The 19,599-nt window shown below is 52.2% G+C and carries 19 protein-coding genes; 12 read left to right on the top strand and 7 right to left on the bottom strand.

Annotated elements, in window-relative coordinates:
* Positions 1-45: 45 nt before the first annotated feature.
* The 3 genes from NSQ24_RS10685 to NSQ24_RS10675 all read right to left on the bottom strand — a co-directional run bounded on the left by NSQ24_RS10685 (position 46) and on the right by NSQ24_RS10675 (position 2,338).
* Positions 46-681, bottom strand: a complete 636-nt coding sequence (locus NSQ24_RS10685; protein ID WP_024985136.1) for a deoxynucleoside kinase — start codon at positions 679-681, stop codon at positions 46-48.
* 290 nt (positions 682-971) lie between these two features.
* Positions 972-2,045, bottom strand: a complete 1,074-nt coding sequence (gene splB / locus NSQ24_RS10680; RefSeq protein ID WP_003387443.1) for a spore photoproduct lyase — start codon at positions 2,043-2,045, stop codon at positions 972-974.
* 83 nt (positions 2,046-2,128) lie between these two features.
* Positions 2,129-2,338, bottom strand: coding sequence for a hypothetical protein (locus NSQ24_RS10675; protein WP_003387444.1), 210 nt, complete (start codon positions 2,336-2,338; stop codon positions 2,129-2,131).
* Positions 2,339-2,480: 142 nt separating this feature from the next.
* On the opposite strand from NSQ24_RS10675, the gene NSQ24_RS10670 reads away from it, so the two are divergent.
* On the top strand, positions 2,481-2,996 hold the full coding sequence (locus tag NSQ24_RS10670) for a sigma-70 family RNA polymerase sigma factor (protein WP_024985135.1): 516 nt from the start codon (positions 2,481-2,483) through the stop codon (positions 2,994-2,996).
* A gap of 1 nt (position 2,997) precedes the next feature.
* A complete protein-coding gene (locus NSQ24_RS10665) occupies positions 2,998-4,428 on the top strand; it encodes a DUF4179 domain-containing protein (RefSeq protein WP_003387447.1) in 1,431 nt (476 codons plus the stop codon).
* Positions 4,429-4,562: 134 nt separating this feature from the next.
* Here the strand turns inward: NSQ24_RS10665 and thiD are convergent, their stop codons facing one another.
* On the bottom strand, positions 4,563-5,357 hold the full coding sequence (thiD, locus tag NSQ24_RS10660; RefSeq protein WP_003387448.1) for a bifunctional hydroxymethylpyrimidine kinase/phosphomethylpyrimidine kinase: 795 nt from the start codon (positions 5,355-5,357) through the stop codon (positions 4,563-4,565).
* A 106-nt stretch (positions 5,358-5,463) separates the two neighbouring features.
* On the opposite strand from thiD, the gene NSQ24_RS10655 reads away from it, so the two are divergent.
* The 6 genes from NSQ24_RS10655 (at position 5,464) to NSQ24_RS10630 (ending at position 11,171) form a co-directional block, all read left to right on the top strand.
* The gene (locus NSQ24_RS10655) at positions 5,464-6,273 is read left to right on the top strand and encodes an ATP-binding protein (RefSeq protein ID WP_003387449.1); all 810 of its coding nucleotides are present in this window, start codon (positions 5,464-5,466) and stop codon (positions 6,271-6,273) included.
* A complete protein-coding gene (locus tag NSQ24_RS10650) occupies positions 6,270-6,932 on the top strand; it encodes a response regulator transcription factor (RefSeq protein ID WP_339167761.1) in 663 nt (220 codons plus the stop codon). Before NSQ24_RS10655 ends, NSQ24_RS10650 begins: the two co-directional genes overlap by 4 nt.
* A gap of 299 nt (positions 6,933-7,231) precedes the next feature.
* On the top strand, positions 7,232-8,122 hold the full coding sequence (locus tag NSQ24_RS10645; RefSeq protein WP_269745626.1) for a zinc ABC transporter substrate-binding protein: 891 nt from the start codon (positions 7,232-7,234) through the stop codon (positions 8,120-8,122).
* A 27-nt stretch (positions 8,123-8,149) separates the two neighbouring features.
* Positions 8,150-8,941 carry a metal ABC transporter ATP-binding protein gene (locus tag NSQ24_RS10640; protein ID WP_003387453.1) on the top strand — a complete coding sequence of 264 codons (792 nt, stop codon included), beginning with the start codon at positions 8,150-8,152 and terminating at the stop codon, positions 8,939-8,941.
* Positions 8,938-10,293 carry a metal ABC transporter permease gene (locus NSQ24_RS10635; RefSeq protein WP_024985133.1) on the top strand — a complete coding sequence of 452 codons (1,356 nt, stop codon included), beginning with the start codon at positions 8,938-8,940 and terminating at the stop codon, positions 10,291-10,293. The genes NSQ24_RS10640 and NSQ24_RS10635 overlap by 4 nt, the downstream gene beginning before the upstream one ends.
* A complete protein-coding gene (locus NSQ24_RS10630; protein WP_003387455.1) occupies positions 10,290-11,171 on the top strand; it encodes a metal ABC transporter permease in 882 nt (293 codons plus the stop codon). The genes NSQ24_RS10635 and NSQ24_RS10630 overlap by 4 nt, the downstream gene beginning before the upstream one ends.
* 211 nt (positions 11,172-11,382) lie before the next feature.
* Here the strand turns inward: NSQ24_RS10630 and NSQ24_RS10625 are convergent, their stop codons facing one another.
* Positions 11,383-12,483 carry a TIGR03943 family protein gene (locus tag NSQ24_RS10625; protein WP_339167757.1) on the bottom strand — a complete coding sequence of 367 codons (1,101 nt, stop codon included), beginning with the start codon at positions 12,481-12,483 and terminating at the stop codon, positions 11,383-11,385.
* 11 nt (positions 12,484-12,494) lie between these two features.
* On the bottom strand, positions 12,495-13,499 hold the full coding sequence (locus tag NSQ24_RS10620) for a permease (RefSeq protein WP_003387457.1): 1,005 nt from the start codon (positions 13,497-13,499) through the stop codon (positions 12,495-12,497).
* Between the two features lie 220 nt (positions 13,500-13,719).
* On the opposite strand from NSQ24_RS10620, the gene NSQ24_RS10615 reads away from it, so the two are divergent.
* The 4 genes from NSQ24_RS10615 (at position 13,720) to NSQ24_RS10600 (ending at position 18,063) form a co-directional block, all read left to right on the top strand.
* Positions 13,720-14,055 (top strand): metalloregulator ArsR/SmtB family transcription factor, encoded by a 336-nt coding sequence (locus NSQ24_RS10615; protein ID WP_051567436.1) that lies wholly within the window; start codon positions 13,720-13,722, stop codon positions 14,053-14,055.
* Positions 14,056-14,280: 225 nt separating this feature from the next.
* Entirely contained in the window at positions 14,281-15,657 is a 1,377-nt protein-coding gene (locus NSQ24_RS10610; protein ID WP_024985130.1) for a hypothetical protein, read from the top strand.
* Positions 15,658-15,821: 164 nt separating this feature from the next.
* Entirely contained in the window at positions 15,822-16,871 is a 1,050-nt protein-coding gene (locus NSQ24_RS10605; RefSeq protein WP_031931738.1) for an NAD(P)-binding domain-containing protein, read from the top strand.
* Positions 16,872-16,905: 34 nt separating this feature from the next.
* Positions 16,906-18,063, top strand: a complete 1,158-nt coding sequence (locus NSQ24_RS10600) for a cation diffusion facilitator family transporter (RefSeq protein WP_243014617.1) — start codon at positions 16,906-16,908, stop codon at positions 18,061-18,063.
* A 160-nt stretch (positions 18,064-18,223) separates the two neighbouring features.
* Here NSQ24_RS10600 and NSQ24_RS10595 read toward each other — a convergent pair.
* Positions 18,224-19,554 (bottom strand): IS1182 family transposase gene (locus NSQ24_RS10595; RefSeq protein WP_122958896.1). Its coding sequence is split into 2 segments (ribosomal slippage): positions 18,224-19,014 and positions 19,014-19,554, totalling 1,332 coding nucleotides; the frame shifts between segments, so codons are not numbered across the junction.
* Between the last annotated feature and the right edge of the window lie 45 nt (positions 19,555-19,599).

Below are 19,599 nucleotides of genomic sequence, written 5' to 3'. Positions count from 1 at the left end.
GAACGTAACTCCTTCTAAAATGATCAGGCCGTGCGCATGGAAAGATTAAGCCCCCTGGAGCGAACGGATATATGGTTCGATTTGCTTCAGAACATGCTGCAGATCTTCCGGCTTATGTACAAAATCAAGCTCGTCGCACTGAAACTTGATTACGGGCGTATCTGGATGGCGTCTTTCAAACGCTTCCATAAATTCATTGTAATCAGCGATCAGATTTTTCATATAGCCTACATCCATTTTGCGTTCCACATCGCGATCGCGCATCTCGATACGCTTCATCACCGTATCGATCGATGCTGTCATGTAGATGACCAGATTCGCCTGTGGCAAGCCTTCCGTAAGGATATCATAAATCTTCAGATACTTGGGCAGGTTCTCCTCATCCAATGTCCGCTTGGCAAAAATGGTGTTTTTAAAAATATTGTAATCTGCCACTGCCGATATCCCCTGTTTCAGATAGTCCCGGTGCAAATCCTGCAATTGCTTGTACCGGTTGCAAAGAAAAAACATCTCCAGCTGAAAGCTCCATTCGGCAATGTTTTCATAAAACTTTCCCAGAAACGGATTTTCATACACGATCTCTTCCAGCAGTTTCAGATCAAAGGCTTTGCTGAGTTCACGGGACAGCGACGTTTTGCCAATGCCAATCGGTCCCTCGATAGTTACAAATACGGGCTTCATAATTGTCACAACAAATCCTTTCCCAGATATGAGAGCCTCCATATTGTAGCATGGACATGTCAATTTTGTCGAAAAGATTCGGATAATGTCAGGCGCAGAAAACTGTGCCGCTTGAGGCTTTGCGCAGAACATTTGCACCTGATTACGACAAGTCTTCCTCTCCGAAATGTGCTCGCAGCTTGGCTGTTGTCCGCAGGAATCCGTTCGACCAAGAAAACCGCTCAGCATGGGGGCTGGCGGTTCATTGTTTTACGGTCTATCGATCAAAAATTTTTTTGTTCATCTCGTTCTCACGTAAAATACTCGATTTTCGCTTGCGGGAAAAGGCGGGTGATTTCCTTTTCCAAATGCTCACGGAGCGCTTTTGCCTGCACGTCCGGATAAACGTATTTGCCTTTCCCGTATTTGCCCCATTTGTACTTGCGCTCTTCCTCGTTCATTTCCAGCTTTGTCTTCGGATAGCGCTGCAGGATCAGCTTCTTGGCCACCTTGGTGAAGCGGTGCTGGATCAGTTCGAACGTAAGGTCTTCCATCGCCTCCGGCACCAGCTGTTCCCGCAGACGTTCCAGCAAGTCGGTATATCCTTCTTCCCATCCCTCAAACCAGTACAGCGGCGCGAGAATGAAGCCGAGCGGATACCCCGCTTTGGCCACTTTTCCCGCCGCTTCCAGGCGCTGGGCGAATGTGGAAGTCCCCGGTTCAAAGTGCTTGATGACGTAATCAGCGTTCATGCTGAAGCGAAAGCGGGTGTGTTTGTTGTGGGCGGCGTCCAGCAGGGAGTCCACGTGATGGAACTTGGTTACGAAACGAAGCCGTCCCAGCGGCTGCTTCCCCATGAACTCAATCGCTCTCCGCAAATTTCCGGTGATATGCTCGATACTGACCGGGTCCGAGGTGCAAGCCGCCTCAAACCGGGTAATTTCCGGCTCCCGTTCGCGAATGTAGGCTTCCGCCTGCCGGAGTATGTCGTCTGTATTGACATATACGCGGATATACGGCTTTGTGCCGATATTTGTGTTCAAATAACAGTAATGGCAGTGCGCGGCACATCCTGTAGCCAGCGGGATGGCGTATTCGGCAGACGGCTTGGACTGCTCGAATTTGAGCGTCTTGCGCACGCCCACGACCAGCGTCCGCTTCGCATTGCGATACTGCTCCACGTCCGTTTCTCCGGGAATCCCGCGGACCTGGTTGTGGCTGGTCGTCATTCGGATCGGGATGCCCTGCTCCTGATACCGCTGATAAAGCTCTTTCCCTAACGGATAATGGAGTGCGTCGGGCTCGAAGAAAACAAAATCAGGCAGAAACAGCTTTGACTCTTTATTCGCAACTGTTTCCGGTTTTTCTGTAAGCGTCGTCGCCATGTCGATCCCCCCAGAGATAGTATCTCCGAACCCGAGCGAGGGGTTCGATGGAGGAAAATGGCTGTCGCTGTCCTGATGATCAGCTACAGGCGGTTTTTAAACTGGTGAAGCCACTCCAACGCCTGATCCCTCTGCTTCTCGGGTACCTGCAGCACATAGACGTGCCCCGTTCGCTGCGTTTTCCGTGACAAGAGGCGGACACGAATGCCCTTCATTTCCAAGTAGTGCCTGCACTCATTCGCCATTCTTGGCAAACCGTACGACTCATGAATCGTCACCCATTTGATCCACATCCCCGTTTTGACCGTCCTCTCTAGGTGCTATACGATACGATAAGCGAAAAGAAGGCGTCCGGTTCCCCCCAGACAAGGAGAAAAATGCGATTTTGAAAACCGTTTCTTCCCCGTCGCCGTCTAATAAGAAGGAGGGGTGAGCGTGAATCTGGAACAACTCGTCTCGTCTGCCCAGCAGGGGGATGATGACGCCTTTTACAAACTGATGCAGACACATAAAGAAAAGCTGTACAGAGTCGCATACGCTTTCTTTCGCAATGAAACCGACGCCCTGGAGGCTATGCAGGAAGTCACATGCCGTGCTTATCTCAAGCTGCCCAAGCTCAAGCAGCCGGCCTATGTCTCCACGTGGCTGACGAGGATCATGATCCATGTCTGTGTGGATGAGCAAAAACGAAAAAAACGGTCGCTGGCAAGTGATATGGGCAGCGATGCGCCAATTCGGGATGACACGGATACAACCGACCTGCGGCTTGAGCTGGAAGACGCGATTTCCCGGCTGACTGGCATGCATCGGCAGGTCATTATTTTAAAGTACTTCGAAGACTTGACCATACGCGAAATCGCCGCCCTGCTCGATCATCCCGAGGGAACGATCAAGACATGGCTTCACAAGGCGTTGGGCGCGTTGCGCAAAGATTTGGGAAAAGGTTGGTGAGATGATGAATCGACGCGAAGAAACGGACGCTTTTTTCTCAGGAGAAGAGTCGGAATCGCGCCCCGGCGAGGATCGGATCGAGCAACAATTAACAGAGAAGAAGGTACAGTACGAAAAGACTCAGGCTCCTCCGGAGGCAGACGCCTTTATTCTGGCCGGTATGACCCAAGCAAAGGGGCAGTTGCGGAAGCATCAGCGTATATGGCGCATCCGCTGGTCGCTCATTGCCGCGTGCTCCCTTGTTGCGGGCTTGTTGTTCACGATCCGCCTCTCCCCCGCCTTCGCGGCTTATGTGAGCGATATTCCCGGAATGGAGCCGATCGTAAATTTGGTCCAGGCGAAGAAAGGCTTGGAAAGGGCTGCGAAGCACGGGCTGGCACAAGAAATCGGCGCATTTGCGGAAGCGGATAACGTCAGCTTCACGATTGATCGGGTAATCGGGGATCAAAGGCGGATGCTGCTGCTGTATACGATCAGGCACAGGGAACCAGGGCATGTCGTTCGATTGGAGGGCATCGATATTACGGATGACAAGGGCAACCAAATACCGCTCAGCTACTCGCTGTCCAGCGGGAGCTTTAAACCTGTCAGCCATGCGCAGGAAGCGATTGAGATATACCCGACGGATGAAAGTCTGCCGCTCCCGGATCATCTGGTTGTAAAGGCAACGATCTACGTGGATGCCCTGCCAATGGATACTCCGATCAGCGTAACTGTCCCCATCGACAAGTCCAGGTATGCCGACCTGAAAGAAAAAATATACCCGGTCAACCAGACGATTACTGTCGACGGACAAAAACTGACGGTTTCGCAGGTCGCCGTTTACCCTACCCAGGCGGAAGTCACGGTTCGGTTCGCTCCCGAAAATACAAAGCACATCTTCGGTTTCGACAATTTGCGGCTGGTGGATGAAAAGGGACAAACCTTTGCCTTTTGGGGGAATGGCATTCCTTCCCATAAAAATGGCGAGTACGAGGTGATCTACCATCTGGAGAGCAACTATTTCGACACTCCTCAGCAACTCTATCTGAAAGCAAGCGGCATCCAGGCATTGGACAAAGACAAGCTGGTCGTGGTAATCGACGCAAAGAACAAGGTGCTATTGAAAGCGCCGGATGACAGGCTGTCGCTGGAAGCGCTTAGGCAGAATGATGACGTAGTCGGCATGGACTATCACCTTCGCGTCGATGAGCAGGACTTCCACGAGTACGGCTCGCACATTTCAGAGCTGACAGACGATCTGGGAAATCGATACGAATTTGTCCAAGGGACTTCCACCCCATCAGAAACCGAAACCATTCAAAGATATGGCGTCTTGTTCAAGCGTACGGAACCGGCTCGCAAGGGCACCCCCAGCACGTACAAATTTACGCTCAACTACTACCCGACCAGATTGAAGGGGGATCTGTCCATTCCGATCGAGATAAAGTAAAGCAACAGTTGGGAACCTTTTGCACCAGCACAAAATGCCCGCAGCAGGACCCCGATGCACCCTCTTGCATCTAGGTTTTGCTGCGGGCTTTCTTGCTTTGTTTCCCCTGCCAATTGTTGCAAAATCCGTTGTTTTTATTTCACAGCCGCCCAGTGATTGGTCGGCCCATGACCGCCGCCGATCTGCGGTGCCGTTCTGATCGCTTCCACGATAAACCGGTTGGCCCGGTCCACCGCTTCGACGAGCGGCGTGCCTTTCGCCAGCTCGGCAGTAAGCGCCGCCGAAAACGTGCAGCCTGTCCCATGCGTATGACGGGTCGGTACCCGTTCATGCTCCATTTCAAAAAAATCCCGGCCGTCATAGAGGATATCCACGATGGCATCCCCTTGAAGATGGCCCCCTTTCATCATCACATGGCGCGGGCCCATCTGGTGGATCGCTCTAGCCGCTTCGCGCATTTGCTCCGGGGTTTCGATGCGCAGCCCGCTCAAGAACTCGGCTTCCGGCAGGTTGGGAGTGATGACCTCTGCCAGTGGAAGCAAAAAGCGCTTGAGGGCCGCAATCGCCTCATCCTGCAGCAGCTTCGCTCCCCCCTTGGCGATCATGACCGGGTCTACGACCAGCTTTTTTACGTCAAAATGGCTGATTTCCCGGGAGACTGCTTCAATGATCTCCGCGTTAAACAGCATCCCTGTCTTCGCTGCGTCCGTCCCGATATCCCGGAGCACTTCATGCATCTGCTGGGCTACCGCTTCCGTCGGCAGCGGATACACGCCTGTTACACCCAATGTATTTTGCACGGTAACCGCTGTGATAGCGCTTGTCCCGTAAACGCCGAATTGGTGGAAGGTTTTCAGATCAGCCTGAATCCCCGCTCCTCCTCCGCTGTCCGATCCTGCGATTGTCATCGCTTTTGCAAGTCGGTTCACGTCTGCTCCTCCTATCCTCTCTGTCTTCTGTTATGAGTATATCATCAGCCCGTCTCCTCCGGTATACTGGGAATGTACCATCTGGTCAAAGGAAAGGGATGTAACTATGACGTACCGTGTCTTATACTGGTTGACTGTACTGCTCCCGCCAATCGTCATCGGCGGTTTTGAATTTGTACGCCACGACTTTTTGCTGCCTTATTTATCCATGGAAACAGGCAATGTCTACATCACAATATTGACTCTGCTGCTCTCCTTTCTCTTCGCTACCTGGATGTTCCGCAAGATTGACCGGATGAATGCCCGGATCGTGGAGGAACAAGCTCGCCGCGCCGTCTACGAAGAGCGGGAACGGCTGGCCAGAGAGCTGCATGACGGTATTGCCCAATCACTGTTCTTCCTCAACGTCAAGCTGAAGCAGGGCCAATTGGAGGACGCCCGCGCTGCAGTCTCCGCGATTGACAATGACGTACGCCACGCCATTTTCAACCTGCGCTCTCTCCCCGAAGAAGGCAGCAGCCTGACCCAGCGGCTGGAAAACTGGCTGGCACAGTGGAGCGCCCTCTCCGGCGTTGATGTCACTCACCAGATCGAAGTGCCTGACGGCTTCTTTTCCCCTGCCGAAGAAGTCCAGCTATTTGGCATTGTCCAAGAGACCTTTGCCAATATTCAAAAGCATGCAGGGGCCAGACACGCTTGGCTGACATTAAAAGCGTTACGTGCAGACAATTGGTGTCTGTCTGTCGAAGACGACGGCATCGGAATCAGCCTGGACGAGCATGAAGCGAAAAAATACGGCCTTAAAATGGTTCGGGAACGAGCCAAGCAGCTGGGCTCCACTATCGAAATTACACAGAGAACGGAGGGCGGCACTTCCATCCGCCTGGTGTTCGATCGAGGAGGTAACAAAGCGTGAATGCGTACCGCGTTCTGATTGCAGATGATCACCATATGGCGAGGCTGGCTATCCGCAGTCTCCTGGAGCAAGACCCTTCCTTTTACGTCATCGGTGAAGCGACCAATGGCGAAGAAGCCTATCAAATGTGCGGAGCACTGCAGCCGGACCTGGTGCTGATGGATATCAACATGCCGCGTTGGACTGGTCTGGAGGCAACGCGAGAGGTAAAAAAGGCATACCCGCATATAAAAGTTGTCATTCTCAGCATCTCTGATGATGTGGGAGATCTGATCACAGCCATACAATTTGGGGCCCAAGGCTATCTTTTGAAAAACCTGGAGCCGGACGACTGGATTACCTATTTGCACGCCCTTCTCGGTGAAGACAGCGAGCTCTCAAGAGAAATGGCCGCGCGCTTGTTTACCCGCTTCCGGCAGGAAGAAAGCATGAATGAGCCTGTCCCCGACGTGTTGACTCCGCGCGAACGCGAAATCGTGATGTACGTCGGCGCAGGCAAAACAAACCGGGAAATCAGCGACGCCCTGATCATCGCAGAAAATACCGTAAAAAATCACATCAAAAACATTCTTGAAAAGCTGCAACTGGTCAATCGCGTCCAGCTCGCAGCCTACGCCGTAAGGCATCATCTGATGCTCAAGCAAAGCGACGAGCGTTAGCTGCCCAGCCAGGTGAAAGCGATAGGGCCAGCGGGCACGCTCTGCTGTCCCTTGCGTGTGTATTATGGTTACAGCAACAGCACGTGTATTCCAGGATCAAAAAACTTGTACAAGCGAAACATTTTTGTCCTGAGAAAATAGTGTTGCGCTGTGCCATTTTTTTGTGTTAAAGTTGCACGAGGGAAACATTTATGTCTAAGGATAAAATATTTGAGGAGGGACAACTTTTGAGTGCTAAGACTACATATCAAAGAGTGCTGAAAGGAACGTTTTACTCTGTCTTGACAGCTGCTTTTCTATTGACCGGCTGCGGGACAAAGGAGGAGCCGGCAACAAAGCCGGCTGCTGGTGAGACTGTCTGGAAAGTCACGGCAACGACAGGCATGGTCGCCGATATTGTAAAAGAAGTGGGCGGCGAACATGTCGAGGTGACACAATTGATGGGCGCCGGGGTCGATCCTCACCTGTACAAAGCGTCCGAAGGAGATATCAAGCGGATTGACCAGGCCGATATCATCTTCTACTCCGGGCTGCATCTCGAGGGGAAAATGGTCGAAATCTTCGAGAAAATGAGTGCGAAGAAGCCGGTAAAAGCGGTTACCGCCAGTTTGACAAGGGAGCATCTGCTGGCTGACCCTGCTGCTCCTGAAAGCCCCGACCCGCACGTCTGGTTTGACGTCTCGCTATGGATGAAGGCTGTCGAGCAGGTACGGGACGATCTCGCCGCGTTTGACGCTGCTCACGCATCGAGCTATCAGGCCAACGCGGAGCGATATTTGCAAGAGTTGAAAGAACTTGATGATTACGCACGGGAGCAGCTCGGCTCGATCCCGAAAGAACAGCGCGTTTTGGTCACGGCGCACGACGCTTTCCAATACTTCGGTCGCGGCTATGACGTAGAGGTGATGGGGCTGCAAGGAATCAGCACCGCTTCCGAGTATGGCCTGAAGGATGTGCAGACGCTTGTAGATACGCTGGTTGAACGCAAAATCAAAGCCGTCTTTGTGGAATCGTCCGTTCCCAAGCGCTCTATCGAAGCAGTAGTGCAAGGTGCAGCTGCGAAAAATCACACTGTAGCCATTGGCGGCGAGCTGTTTTCGGACGCCATGGGAGAGCCCGGCACACCGGAGGGCAACTACATCGGGATGGTTCGCCACAACGTCGATACGATTGTGAACGCTTTAAAATAAACTAACTTTTCTAAAGGAGGAAGACAGATGAGCAGCCAGACTGGAGCTGTACCTCTGCTGGTACGCGATATGACCGTCGCCTATCAGAAAAAGCCGGTACTGCGTAATGTAAATCTTTCGGTCCCGGAAGGAAAACTGATCGGCATCATCGGACCAAATGGAGCGGGAAAGTCTACGTTTATCAAAGCGGTTCAAGGCTTGATTCCGACCGCTTCGGGCACTGCGGAGGTGTATGGAAAGCCGTTTTCCCAGCAGCGCAGATCGGTGGGCTACGTCCCCCAACGCGAGTCGGTAGACTGGGATTTTCCTACAGACGCTCTCGACGTAGTCTTGATGGGAAGATACGGACGATTGGGGTGGTTCCGGCGTCCCGGCAAAGCTGACCGGCAGTTTGCCCTGGATTGCCTGAAAAAAGTGGGAATGGCGGATTATGCCGACCGCCAGATCAGCCAATTGTCCGGCGGCCAGCAGCAGCGGGTTTTCCTCGCCCGCGCTCTTGCCCAGGAAGCCCAGCTCTACTTCATGGACGAACCGTTCGCAGGCGTTGATGCTGCCACCGAGAGGGCTATCATTCAGCTTCTGAACGATCTGAAAAAACAGCAAAAAACCGTTCTGGTCGTCCATCACGACCTCCAGACGGTCGATGAGTACTTTGACTGGGTCATCCTGTTGAACAGACGCGTGATCGCCGCAGGTCCCGTCAAAGAGATCTTCACGGCTGAAAACCTGCAAAAAACGTATGGCGGCCGCTTGCAAGTGCTGGGGACCCAGGTTCTCCTCACCAACGACAAAACGTCCGGGGAGGCGGATGCAACATGAATCTCCTTCTCGCCCTTCAAGACCCCAATACGCAATGGGTTTTGATGGGATGCATCCTGCTCGGCACAAGCAGCGGGATTCTCGGCTGCTTTGCCTTTCTGCGGGGGCGTTCGCTCGTCGGTGACGCCCTTGCACATGCTGCGTTACCCGGTGTATGCATGATCTTTCTTTTGACTGGCTCCAAATCGATCGGACTGTTTCTCATCGGAGCCGGAGTAGCCGGTTTGTTGGCCAGCTACAGCATTACGGCCATCTCCCGCTACAGCCGGATCAAGGAGGATACTTCACTGGCCATCGTCCTGTCCGTTTTTTTCGGCATCGGCATCGTGCTTTTGACGTTCATCCAGCACAGCGCCAGCGGAAATCAGAGCGGTCTTGACAAATTTTTGTTCGGGCAAGCTGCTTCGTTGGTGAAAAGCGATGTGGTGACGATCATGATCGTGGCCAGTGTACTGATCGGGCTGACGGCGATCCTCTTCAAGGAGTTCACCCTGCTTTCCTTTGACCCGGGATTTGGCCGCGGCCTTGGCTATCCGATGGGCCTCTTGGACGGATTGCTCATGCTGATGCTGCTGATGTCAGTCGTGATCGGCTTGCAGGCAGTCGGAGTCGTCCTCGTCGCCGCCATGTTGATCGCCCCTGCCGTGACCGCTCGATACTGGACGGATAAGCTGAGCAGAATGGTCGTGTTGTCGGGAGTATTCGGTGCGCTTAGCGGCGTGCTTGGTACATTGATCAGCACCCAGCAGGAAAACCTGCCTACCGGCCCGACTATCGTCCTTTCCGCAACCTGCTTTTTTGTCCTTTCGATCCTGTTCTCTCCCCGCAGAGGGGTGCTGGCGCGTCTTTTCCGTTTTTTCAAGCTGCGGCGCAAGGTTCTGATCGAGGATGTTCAGCAGGCCTTGTACGAGTGTTTGGAGGAGCAAGCAGGCAGCTCTCGTCCGGGAGGTGTCTACCTCGGAATCGGTTCGGCCGAGCTCGCTTTGAAAAGCGGAAAAAGCTTGTCCCAGGTGAAAAGCGCTTTGGCAGAGATGGTTCGGCAAAAAATCGTGGCCGAACGTGCCAAGGCGGATGGAAGTTCAACCTGGACGTTTACACCGGATGGGTTGAAAAACTCCTATCTGCTTGTGCTGAACCAAAGGCTGTGGGACCTGTACCACATGAACCAAAATGAGTATCATCACGTTCACATTGATCAATCTCAGGAAGAGCTGGCACCGCAGTTGACTGAAGAAATGCTGGAGAAGATGCTGGCCCAGCTCGAAGCGTATGATTTGACGCCGAAGCTGACGGAAGGCACACAGGCCATAAGCCGCTTGTACGCCCGCGAGCAGGGAGGATTGTCACTATGAATACGTTCTGGATCATTTTGACCGGGGCATTGGTCGCTGCTTCATGCGGTTTTCTGGGCTGCTTTCTGATCCTTCGCAGAATGGCGATGCTCGGGGATGCGATCAGCCACTCGATCCTTCCCGGCATTGTGATTGCCTTTTTGCTGAGCGGGAGCCGCGATATTTTGCCGATGCTGATCGGTGCTGCTGTCGTCGGCCTGTTGACCGTCTTTATCGTGCAGCTTCTCAGTCAAAACGGCGTGAAAGCGGACGCTGCCATTGGCGTGACGTTTACTGCACTGTTTTCTGTAGGCGTCGTGCTAGTCTCCTTGTACACCGCGCAGGTCGATCTCGATCTGGACTGCGTCCTGTACGGAGAAATCGCTTATGTCCCGTGGGATACATGGCAGTGGGGCGGAATCGACATGGGCCCGCGTGCCGCTTGGGGAATTGGCGGTGTGTTTCTGCTCAGCCTGCTGCTTGTCGGCCTTTTCTTCAAGCAGTTCAAGCTGTGCAGCTTTGATCCCGCCCTTGCTGCCGCGATCGGCATTCCCGTCGTATTTTTCCACTACCTGCTGATGACACTGGTCTCCTTTACAACCGTGGCAGCGTTTGAGAGCGTAGGGGCCATCCTGGTAGTGGCGATGCTGGTCGTGCCCAGCGCGACGGCATACCTATTGACGGAAAAGCTGCACGTCATGCTTTTTATCAGTATGGGGGTTGGCGTTCTCTGCTCGGTATTTGGCTATCTGCTCGCCTCCTGGATGGACAGCTCGATCGCCGGCTCGATGACAGCCGTCTCCGGTCTTTTGTTTTTGCTGGCGTTCCTCTTCTCGCCGCGCCACGGGATGGTTATCCGGATGCTGGCCCGCCGCAGAATGCGCTTGGGCACCAATTGATCCGGGAATTGAGTCGTTGTCGTTCCCATGACTTTTCTCATTCAGTTCCCCGAAACGCTGACCTGTTTTCGGAAGAGCCTATGTTTTTTGGTGTAACCACTTCTTGAGTTACCCAAAGTCTAGGGCCATAAAAATAGCTGACGGCAGATACCGTCAGCTTCTTTTTTCTTTTCGGCAAAAGCTCCCCGCTTCGGTGCGTTAACTAGTCTGATCAAGGCGAGGGAGCCGTTTCAAAATTGTAATAGACATACGGGTCCTTCGGCGCCTCTACCTTTTCTACCTTCGATGCCTTCAACACGAGCATGTCGTACTCGTTTACTTTTCTCAACTCCAGCTTTCCCCGAACCTGCACCCAGCTGTCCGTTTTCCACTTGCTTGCCTCCGGCACTTCGACCAGAATGCCAAAGACTGTCGCATCTGCCGTGCAGCAAGAAACAGAGAACCGGGCGACGACGAATTGCTCCGGTGAAAATCCTGCCTCCCGGTACACAAAGCCCATTGTTTGCACTTCTTTGCCGGCAAATTCCTTGGAGAACAAATCCATCGTCGTCAAGCCGTCGAGAAACAGCTTGTCATCCAGCAGAATTACCGGTTGTTTGTACATCTTGACTGCCAAATCGGTATAAAAACCGCCAAATTGTTCAGGGTTGAACAAGGCGCGTAGTTCCTCGTCTGTTGCGGCTGTATTGCCAGAAGCGTGACCTGTGTCCGTATTTTTCGACTCGATGCTGTTTGTTCCGGATGAATTCGAGTCAATCGGGACGACTTCCACCTCCTGCCTAGAGCTGGATGCATCCCCAGCTTCTCCTGTAATTGCAGCGGCATTCGCTTTCTGGCCTGATCCGGACGACTCCGGCAACCGACCGCTTCCGCTCTCCCCTCCTGCACCTTCCTCTGATAAAGGCGCAGCAACGGTGACTTTCTTTACCCAATGGCTTTCCCCTGTCAAGAGCGTAACACCCCGCTTTTCCGCCAAAGAGCTGCCGAGAATCTTGTCCGGCATCACAAACCCCATCAAGAGCGGCAAAGCAAACAAGGAGTACACAACAATCGAAATCCAGCGGTTGCGAGGGAGCTTGTGGGCGTCCTCGCAGTCACACTCATAGGCTGTAGGTCCAATGACAGCCTGGCGGATACTGGCAATCGTAAGCAGGCAAAAAACCCCGAGCGTGACATAGCTCAGCATATGCAGGCGCGGAGCCAGATACTGACTGAGGCTTCCCGACCAGATCAGCTCCGCGAGCAGCACCGTAAATCCGGCCAACAGAAAGCTGCGCACCCAATAATGACGTTTTACAGCATTCGCATCCATCTGTCTCCCCCCTACACTGGTATGAGCAATGTGACGGCAAGCACCAGCAGCGTCACAGTCAATAGCAGCTTGACGACAAAGCCGAATCGAAACGAGCCAAACAGCATCATCGTGCTTTTCAAGTCAAGCATCGGCCCGTAGACTAGAAAAGCCAACAGCGAGCTGGCATGAAACGTATTTGCGAAGGAAGCCGCGATAAAGGCATCCGCTTCCGAACAGAGCGAGAACACATACGCCATGCCCATCATGACCAAATGGGAAGTAAACGGTGTTTGTCCGATAGACAGCAGCGTCTCCCGACTGATCCAGACTTGCAGTACTGAGCTGATCAGGGCGCCAAACAGCAAGTATTTGCCCATATCAAAAAATTCGTCGACCGCGTGGTTCAGCGTAGCACCGAGCTTGCCGCCGACCGCTTCCGCATGTGCCGTCTCATGGCGAATCTCTTGCTCCACACCGATCCGGAGCGGATTCTTTTTGACGGTCAAAAATATCAGCACACCGGTGATCACGGCGACGAGAAAAGCGGCCAAGACCCGGTAGTAGGCCAGATCAGGAAAGCGTTGAAAAGCAACCACCGTCGATGTAAATACGACCGGGTTGACGACAGGCCCTGCCAGCAGGAAGACAATGCCCACATGAACCGGCATCCCTTTTTGAATCAATCGCCGGACGACCGGAATGATCGCACACTCGCAGACGGGAAAAAGGATTCCCAAAAGGCCCGCAAAAGGAATCGCCGCAAGCGGATGCCGAGGCGTCCAGCGCCTTACCTGCTCTTCCGATACAAACGTCTGAATAAAGGCGGAAAAGAAAACTCCCAACAATACAAACGGGATGGCTTCCAGAAGAATGCTGAGAAAAAGTGTTTTTACATCAAGCAAGCTCGGGGATTGAAGAAAGCCAAGCAAGCCGGACTCGCCACTTCCACCTCTGCCCAGCAACAAGACGACAAACGTTCCCAACAAAAGAGCCCCCATGATTTCCAGAGACAGCCCCCGTATCTTTGCCAGCACAGCTCGTTCCTCCAATCCAGCTTCAAAATTGCTTGTCCTTACTCATTATATGCATTCTTTACAACAATTCCACCTATTGGGAAATGTAAAAAAGAGATTGCTTGCACGAATTGCATACCTGTACTTTTTTTCCAGCTCAATCCGTTTTATAATACCTAAACAGGGAGGTGATGACGTGCCATCTGATGATACGCTCGGAAAAGACGCCCACATATGCGAAATGCAAAGTGTCGATGAAGCCAAGGTAAACCGTTTGAAGCCGCGCATGCAGGAAACCGACGGCGTAGCGACCATCTTTAAAGCGCTTGCTGACGATACGAGAGCGAAAATAATATACGCCCTCGCCCTCGAAGGGGAGCTATGCGTCTGTGATGTAGCAAACGTGATAGAGGGTACGATCGCCAATACCTCTCACCATCTGCGCCTCTTGCGCAATATGGGGCTGGCTCGTCACCGGAAAGAGGGCAAGCTGGTCTACTACTCCCTCGATGATGATCATGTCCGCCATCTGATTCTCTCTGGCGTTGAGCATGCAGCCGAACGAAGACAAAACTGACCTGATATCCCGGAGCCCTTCCCCTTTCTCCCCCTGCTCCGGGCACTTCCATCATCCCGCCAACAACTTTCTTGTCATTCACGCCAGTCTTCTTCCACTTTTATGTTTTCAGATTACCGTGTACTGCATGGAAAGGAGGTGGTCGGCTTTTCCCACGATATAGATTCACCGTTTGACGTTGCTGACTGGTCTAGAGCAAACTCTTGACAAAAGGAGGCGTCATCTATGAATCAACCGGATATCGGGAATATGGATCTGTGCATTAAAGACGTGATGGAGGCAGCCTTGGACAACAACCGAGGACCTGAAGACCCTACGGACTTTCAACAGCTGTATACTCGATTAGTCGCCGCACGGGAAAAGCTCCCGCCACTCTATCAGGATCGCGTCTACCAGCCCTTCATCAAGGCACTGGACGAGCTTTCCGAAAAAGGCTTTGCCGAGCTGCTTCGCCGCGATCCCAACCGGGAGCAGGCTGCCGGTTTGCTGCTCGACATCGCACAGGCCATTCTCCAAAACGGAGAAGGCTATGAAGACCGCGCTACCGATGCCTTCCAGGAAGTGGTCAGCGACTTGTATGACGGCTTTCTAAGTGCATCCGACCGAAATGGAATCAAGCCTCCCGACCTCAGTGTGACAGCTCCGCTGGTCAAGTGGGGACGGCCTGAATACGGTCCTTATACGTGGACCATTGCGGCCGCCTCTCACTTTGGCCTTGAAACAGGCATTGTCAATCTCCCGCCCTCTCATGCCAAACGGGGCCTGCTCGGATGGTCTGCGCTGAGCCACGAAACCGCGGGGCATGACATTCTTCACGCAGACACAGGCCTATTGAAAGAACTGGCGCAAAAAATTCGCGAGCAATTGTTGAAGCAAAATTTCACCTTGGGATTGGCCAATTATTGGTCGCAACGAGTGGATGAGACCGCTTCCGATGTACTGGGAATCCTCAACATGGGACCCGCAGCCGGTATCGGCCTGATCGGCTATTTCCGGGGGCTGAACGGTGCATGGAACGGGACGCCGACCTTGCGAAACACGGGGCCTGAGTACGATTCCCATCCTGCCGATATTTTGCGCGGCTATCTTGCTGCCGAAACCGTTCGCCTGCTTCAATTTGACCAGGCGGAAGCGTGGGCAGAGGCGATTTCCGCCGAGACCGACAAGGATTTGACTACCATCCAGCTCGGAAGGCAGACAGTCGATGCCAAAACTGCCCGGAAATCTGCTGCTGTCGTCGCTCAAGCGATAACAGAATCACGTCTCAATAGCCTCGAACAGCATTCACTCGGACAAATCCAGAACTGGCATAACGAAGATGAGCGCATCGCAAGCCAAATCCGGGCACATATCCACTCAGAGTCAAAGCTGCATGAATGCTACGTTTCAGGGATGTATGCCGCGCATGTCGTGGCGGCTTCCGTCACTGCTTCTCTGGAGAAAAACGCAAACATCGAAGCGATTTTTGCCGGCATGCTCGCCTTGCTCAAGGAGATGCACGATGCCAACCCTGCATGGGGACCACTCTACGTCAAGCATCGAGGCGACCTTACGCGTCATCGCGCCTATCGGTTCCCCGCTGCTCAATCAGTTGCCGGATAAGCTTTTGCTGGGCCGCTGAAACCTGGCGGCCATTTTTTTATTCTCATCATTCAAATATATGCTTGATTATTGTTTTGTTTTTGGTATACTTTTCCTAACAGCATGCGGTACTTCATCTGGAACCTTTAAAATGGGAGCTTTCCCCTAAGAAACGAGGTTTTTGCATGAAAACATACGAGGTTATCGTCGTAGGAGCCGGCCAAGCCGGTTTGGCGATGGGATACTACTTGGTCAAAAAAGGAATATCCTGCCTCCTGATAGACAAACATAAGCGGATTGGGGATGTATGGAGAGAGCGTTATGATTCGTTGGTGCTGTTCACCCCGCGCAAACAAAGCGATCTTCCCGGACTTCCTTTTCCCGGCGAACGGAGCGGCCTTCCTGCAAAGGATGAGGTTGCCGACTATCTGGAGCGGTATGCTGCGCATCATTCTCTCCCGATTCAGCTCGATACGGAAGTACAGACCCTAATCCCAACCGGCTCGGGTTATCGCGTGGAAACCTCGGACGGCACTTATAGCGCCCGACAGATCGTCATTGCAACCGGGCCCTTTCAGGTTCCGAACATTCCGCTGATGCATACGCAGGCAGCCGATGATATTGTGCAGCTCCATACAGCTCACTATAAAAACGAAACGCAGCTTCAAGACGGGCCGGTGCTCGTCGTCGGCTCCGGCAATTCCGGTGCGCAAATCGCCGCAGAGCTTGCTTCCCATCGAACCGTTTACCTCTCCATGGGGCAAAAGAGGATGTTTCTTCCCCGTTCCCTGTTCGGGAAGCCCATGTTCTGGTACTTTCAGGCTACAGGCCTGTTGACGGCACCGATAACCTCAAGCTTGGGAAAATGGCTACAATCAAAACCAGACCCGATCTTTGGCTACAGGCGTGAACTGCGCAAATGGGAAAAGGCCGGAACTCTCCAGCTAAAGGAACGCACCGTCGCTTTGTCGGGACGAACCGCAGTTTTTGCAGACGGCAGCCGCACTGACATAGCCAATGTGATATGGAGTACAGGCTTTTATTCCCGCTACGATTGGATAAAAGTTCCGGGAGTTCTCGATCCCAAGGGTCAACCCCTGCATACTCGTGGAGTTTCTCCCGCAAAAGGCATTTATTTTCTGGGGCTGCCCTGGCAGTATCGCCGCTCTTCTGCCTTGCTCGGGGGAGTTGGCTTGGACGCGGCGTACTTGATCGAGCGGATTTGCAATTACTAATTTCATGCTCTCATTGACAGAGGAGGCGTATCTTATGGGTTTCCATCACCACCACGGCGATTCCCACGACCACTCGCACCATCACCATGGAAAGGGCGCAAGCAAACGCGCTCTCGGAATTGCCCTGTCCATCATCACCGTCTTTCTTGTCGTCGAGGTAATCGGCGGATTCATGACCAACAGCCTTGCCCTCCTGTCAGATGCCGGTCACATGCTAAGTGACGCAATGGCTCTGTTGTTAAGCCTGCTTGCATTCATCATGGCTTCCCGCCCGCCTTCTGCCGAAAGAACGTACGGTCTGCACCGATTTGAAATCCTCGCTGCTCTAGTCAACGGGGTGACACTGGTCGTCATCTCGCTTGTCATCCTGTGGGAGGCCTACCAGCGGCTGTGGGATCCGCCTGAGGTGGCCAGCGGCACCATGGTTGCGATCGCCGCCATCGGCCTTTTCGCCAATATCGCCGCTGCGTTCGTACTGATGCGGGGCGACTATAAAAATAACGTCAACGTTCGCAGTGCCTTCTTGCATGTGCTCGGCGACCTGCTCGGTTCTGTCGGGGCCATTATCGGCGGCCTTTTGATGATGTGGTTTGACTGGTATTTGGCCGACCCGCTGATCAGCATCATCGTAGCTGTCCTGATCATGTTCAGCACCTGGCGCGTCACAAAAGAATCGGTCAACATTTTAATGGAGGCAGTCCCATCACGGATTGACACGAGAAAAATAAAAGAACGCTTGGAGCAAATAAGCGGCGTTCAAGAGGTCCATGATCTTCACGTCTGGACAGTCACGTCAGGCTTTGATTCGCTCACCTGCCACTTGACCGTTCACGACAGCTTGCCAAGCTACCCGATCTTGAATGAAGCCATCCGCATTTTGCACGATGAATTTGGCATTCCGCATACGACGATCCAGGTGGAAAACTCCTCGATCAGACACGCAGAGCTGGCTTGCGAAAATCACGGCGACAACCACCAGAAAAAGCAGCCATGGGCAAATGTTCACGGGCATGATCATGGGGGCAATCACGGGCACAAGCACGATCACAGACATGATCGCGAACACAACCACGAACACGGCTACAATCACGGACATGTTCACAGCCACGCACCCTCCGATCATGATGACCACGGCTCTGCTCCTGGTCACAGCCGTAGTCATCATCACGATAATCCAAAAGCTACTTCCTGAGTCCTTCTTTCCACGGATCGCAAAAAACTGGAAAGCAAAAAACTCCTGACGCGATTGTCAGGAGTCAGGCTGTCGAGAAACCCCACAATATGTTGGAGTTTCTTCTTTCATAACAATAAAATTGAGCACGAAGTGCTGGAAGTCTTAGATAGCACCACACCTAACATGCCTTTGCAAGGTGGAGTGCTATCTTTTTTATATTTTGAACGGTTGCTGTCAGCAACGCTTGCTCTTGGACATTTTCACGTCCGCGCAACCTACAATAGCGAAGTCCATGCAGTTCTTTGGCATCTGCAAAACTTCGCTCTATCGTTTGGTATCTCAACCTGTATAGGTATTTTCCTGACTTACTTAAGCGGTTCTGTCGAACCCATTCTTTACTCTCTTCCCATACATGCCTGGTTATCACCTTTTGGTGATTTTTTGACCGTGTACACATAGTGAGCATCGGACATGCCTTACATATTTCTTTATTTGACTTATACATTCTGTATCCGTTACGGTCAGTTGTCGAATAAGCAAGCTCATGTTTTTGGGGGCAAATATAGACATTCTTTTCGGGATCATATTTAAACCGCCATTTGGCGATAAGGCCTTTAACAGGTGAAAAAGCTCGATGGCCAATGACGGCAAAGATATTTAGATCGTGCAGAGCCTTGCAGATTGGAGTAGTTAAATAGCCAGCATCCAATGCAACGGCTTCAATGGTATCTGTAAACCCAAACTTCTCAATTTGGTGTTGTAGCCGATCTACATAAGGAACAGAATCATGAACGTTACCCGCAGTCACGTGTACATCAGTTATGATATTGTACTTATGATCGACTGTCCGATGATCGAGATAGAAAAAGCCTTCAGGCTTTCCGTCACGAACCATGTAACCACTGTCCGGATCAGTAGTACTCACCTTGATTTCCTTTTCTTCCTTCACATCCTCTCTAGGCTTCAATCCTTTTTTCCGTGTGCTTCACGGTCTTCATTAATGGCTGCTTCTAAATCACTAAGGTAGGCTCGACTAGATTTTTCAATAACATGCTTCTTAAATTTACGTTTGTTCGCATTTGCTTTCAGATGAGTGGAATCACTTATCAAAACACGTCCGCCAACCATGCGATGTTGGATAGCAAGGCGAACGATTTCATCAAAAATCTCTTGGAAAACATTTGTGTTTTTAAAACGAGTTCGACGATTCCAACTGATGGTAGTGTGGTCTGGAACTCGATCTGTTAGTGAAAGGCCAAGAAACCAGCGGTAAGCGATATTCGTCTGAATTTCCTTTTCGAGTTGTCTTTCTGACCGGATACCGTAAAGGTATCCAATGAAAATCATTTTAAATAAAACCACCGGATCAATGGCTGGTCTACCGTTATCTTCACAATAGTATTGGCGTACTTTTTCTCGGATGAAAGAGAAGTCTACATGCTTTTGAATAACTCGTAGCAAATGGTCCTCCGGGACCAACTCATCAAGGCATACAAATTCATATTGCATTTGTTGCTTTTTTTCATTAGAGGAAAGCACAATAATCACCCGCCA

This window comes from Brevibacillus sp. FSL L8-0520, assembly GCF_037963895.1.
GTDB lineage: Bacteria > Bacillota > Bacilli > Brevibacillales > Brevibacillaceae > Brevibacillus > Brevibacillus borstelensis.
Note: the sequence above shows the minus strand (reverse complement) of the source record. Positions and strands in the feature narration are given on the sequence as shown.

Coding starts and splice junctions, on each gene's coding strand:
- NSQ24_RS10610 (WP_024985130.1), top strand. CDS start 14,281: ATGAATCAACCGGATATCGGGAATATGGATCTGTGCATTAAAGACGTG.
- NSQ24_RS10605 (WP_031931738.1), top strand. CDS start 15,822: ATGAAAACATACGAGGTTATCGTCGTAGGAGCCGGCCAAGCCGGTTTG.
- NSQ24_RS10625 (WP_339167757.1), bottom strand. CDS start 12,483: ATGGATGCGAATGCTGTAAAACGTCATTATTGGGTGCGCAGCTTTCTG.
- NSQ24_RS10600 (WP_243014617.1), top strand. CDS start 16,906: ATGGGTTTCCATCACCACCACGGCGATTCCCACGACCACTCGCACCAT.
- NSQ24_RS10635 (WP_024985133.1), top strand. CDS start 8,938: ATGAATCTCCTTCTCGCCCTTCAAGACCCCAATACGCAATGGGTTTTG.
- splB (WP_003387443.1), bottom strand. CDS start 2,045: ATGGCGACGACGCTTACAGAAAAACCGGAAACAGTTGCGAATAAAGAG.
- NSQ24_RS10665 (WP_003387447.1), top strand. CDS start 2,998: ATGATGAATCGACGCGAAGAAACGGACGCTTTTTTCTCAGGAGAAGAG.
- NSQ24_RS10615 (WP_051567436.1), top strand. CDS start 13,720: ATGCAAAGTGTCGATGAAGCCAAGGTAAACCGTTTGAAGCCGCGCATG.
- NSQ24_RS10640 (WP_003387453.1), top strand. CDS start 8,150: ATGAGCAGCCAGACTGGAGCTGTACCTCTGCTGGTACGCGATATGACC.
- NSQ24_RS10685 (WP_024985136.1), bottom strand. CDS start 681: ATGAAGCCCGTATTTGTAACTATCGAGGGACCGATTGGCATTGGCAAA.
- NSQ24_RS10675 (WP_003387444.1), bottom strand. CDS start 2,338: ATGTGGATCAAATGGGTGACGATTCATGAGTCGTACGGTTTGCCAAGA.
- NSQ24_RS10655 (WP_003387449.1), top strand. CDS start 5,464: ATGACGTACCGTGTCTTATACTGGTTGACTGTACTGCTCCCGCCAATC.
- NSQ24_RS10630 (WP_003387455.1), top strand. CDS start 10,290: ATGAATACGTTCTGGATCATTTTGACCGGGGCATTGGTCGCTGCTTCA.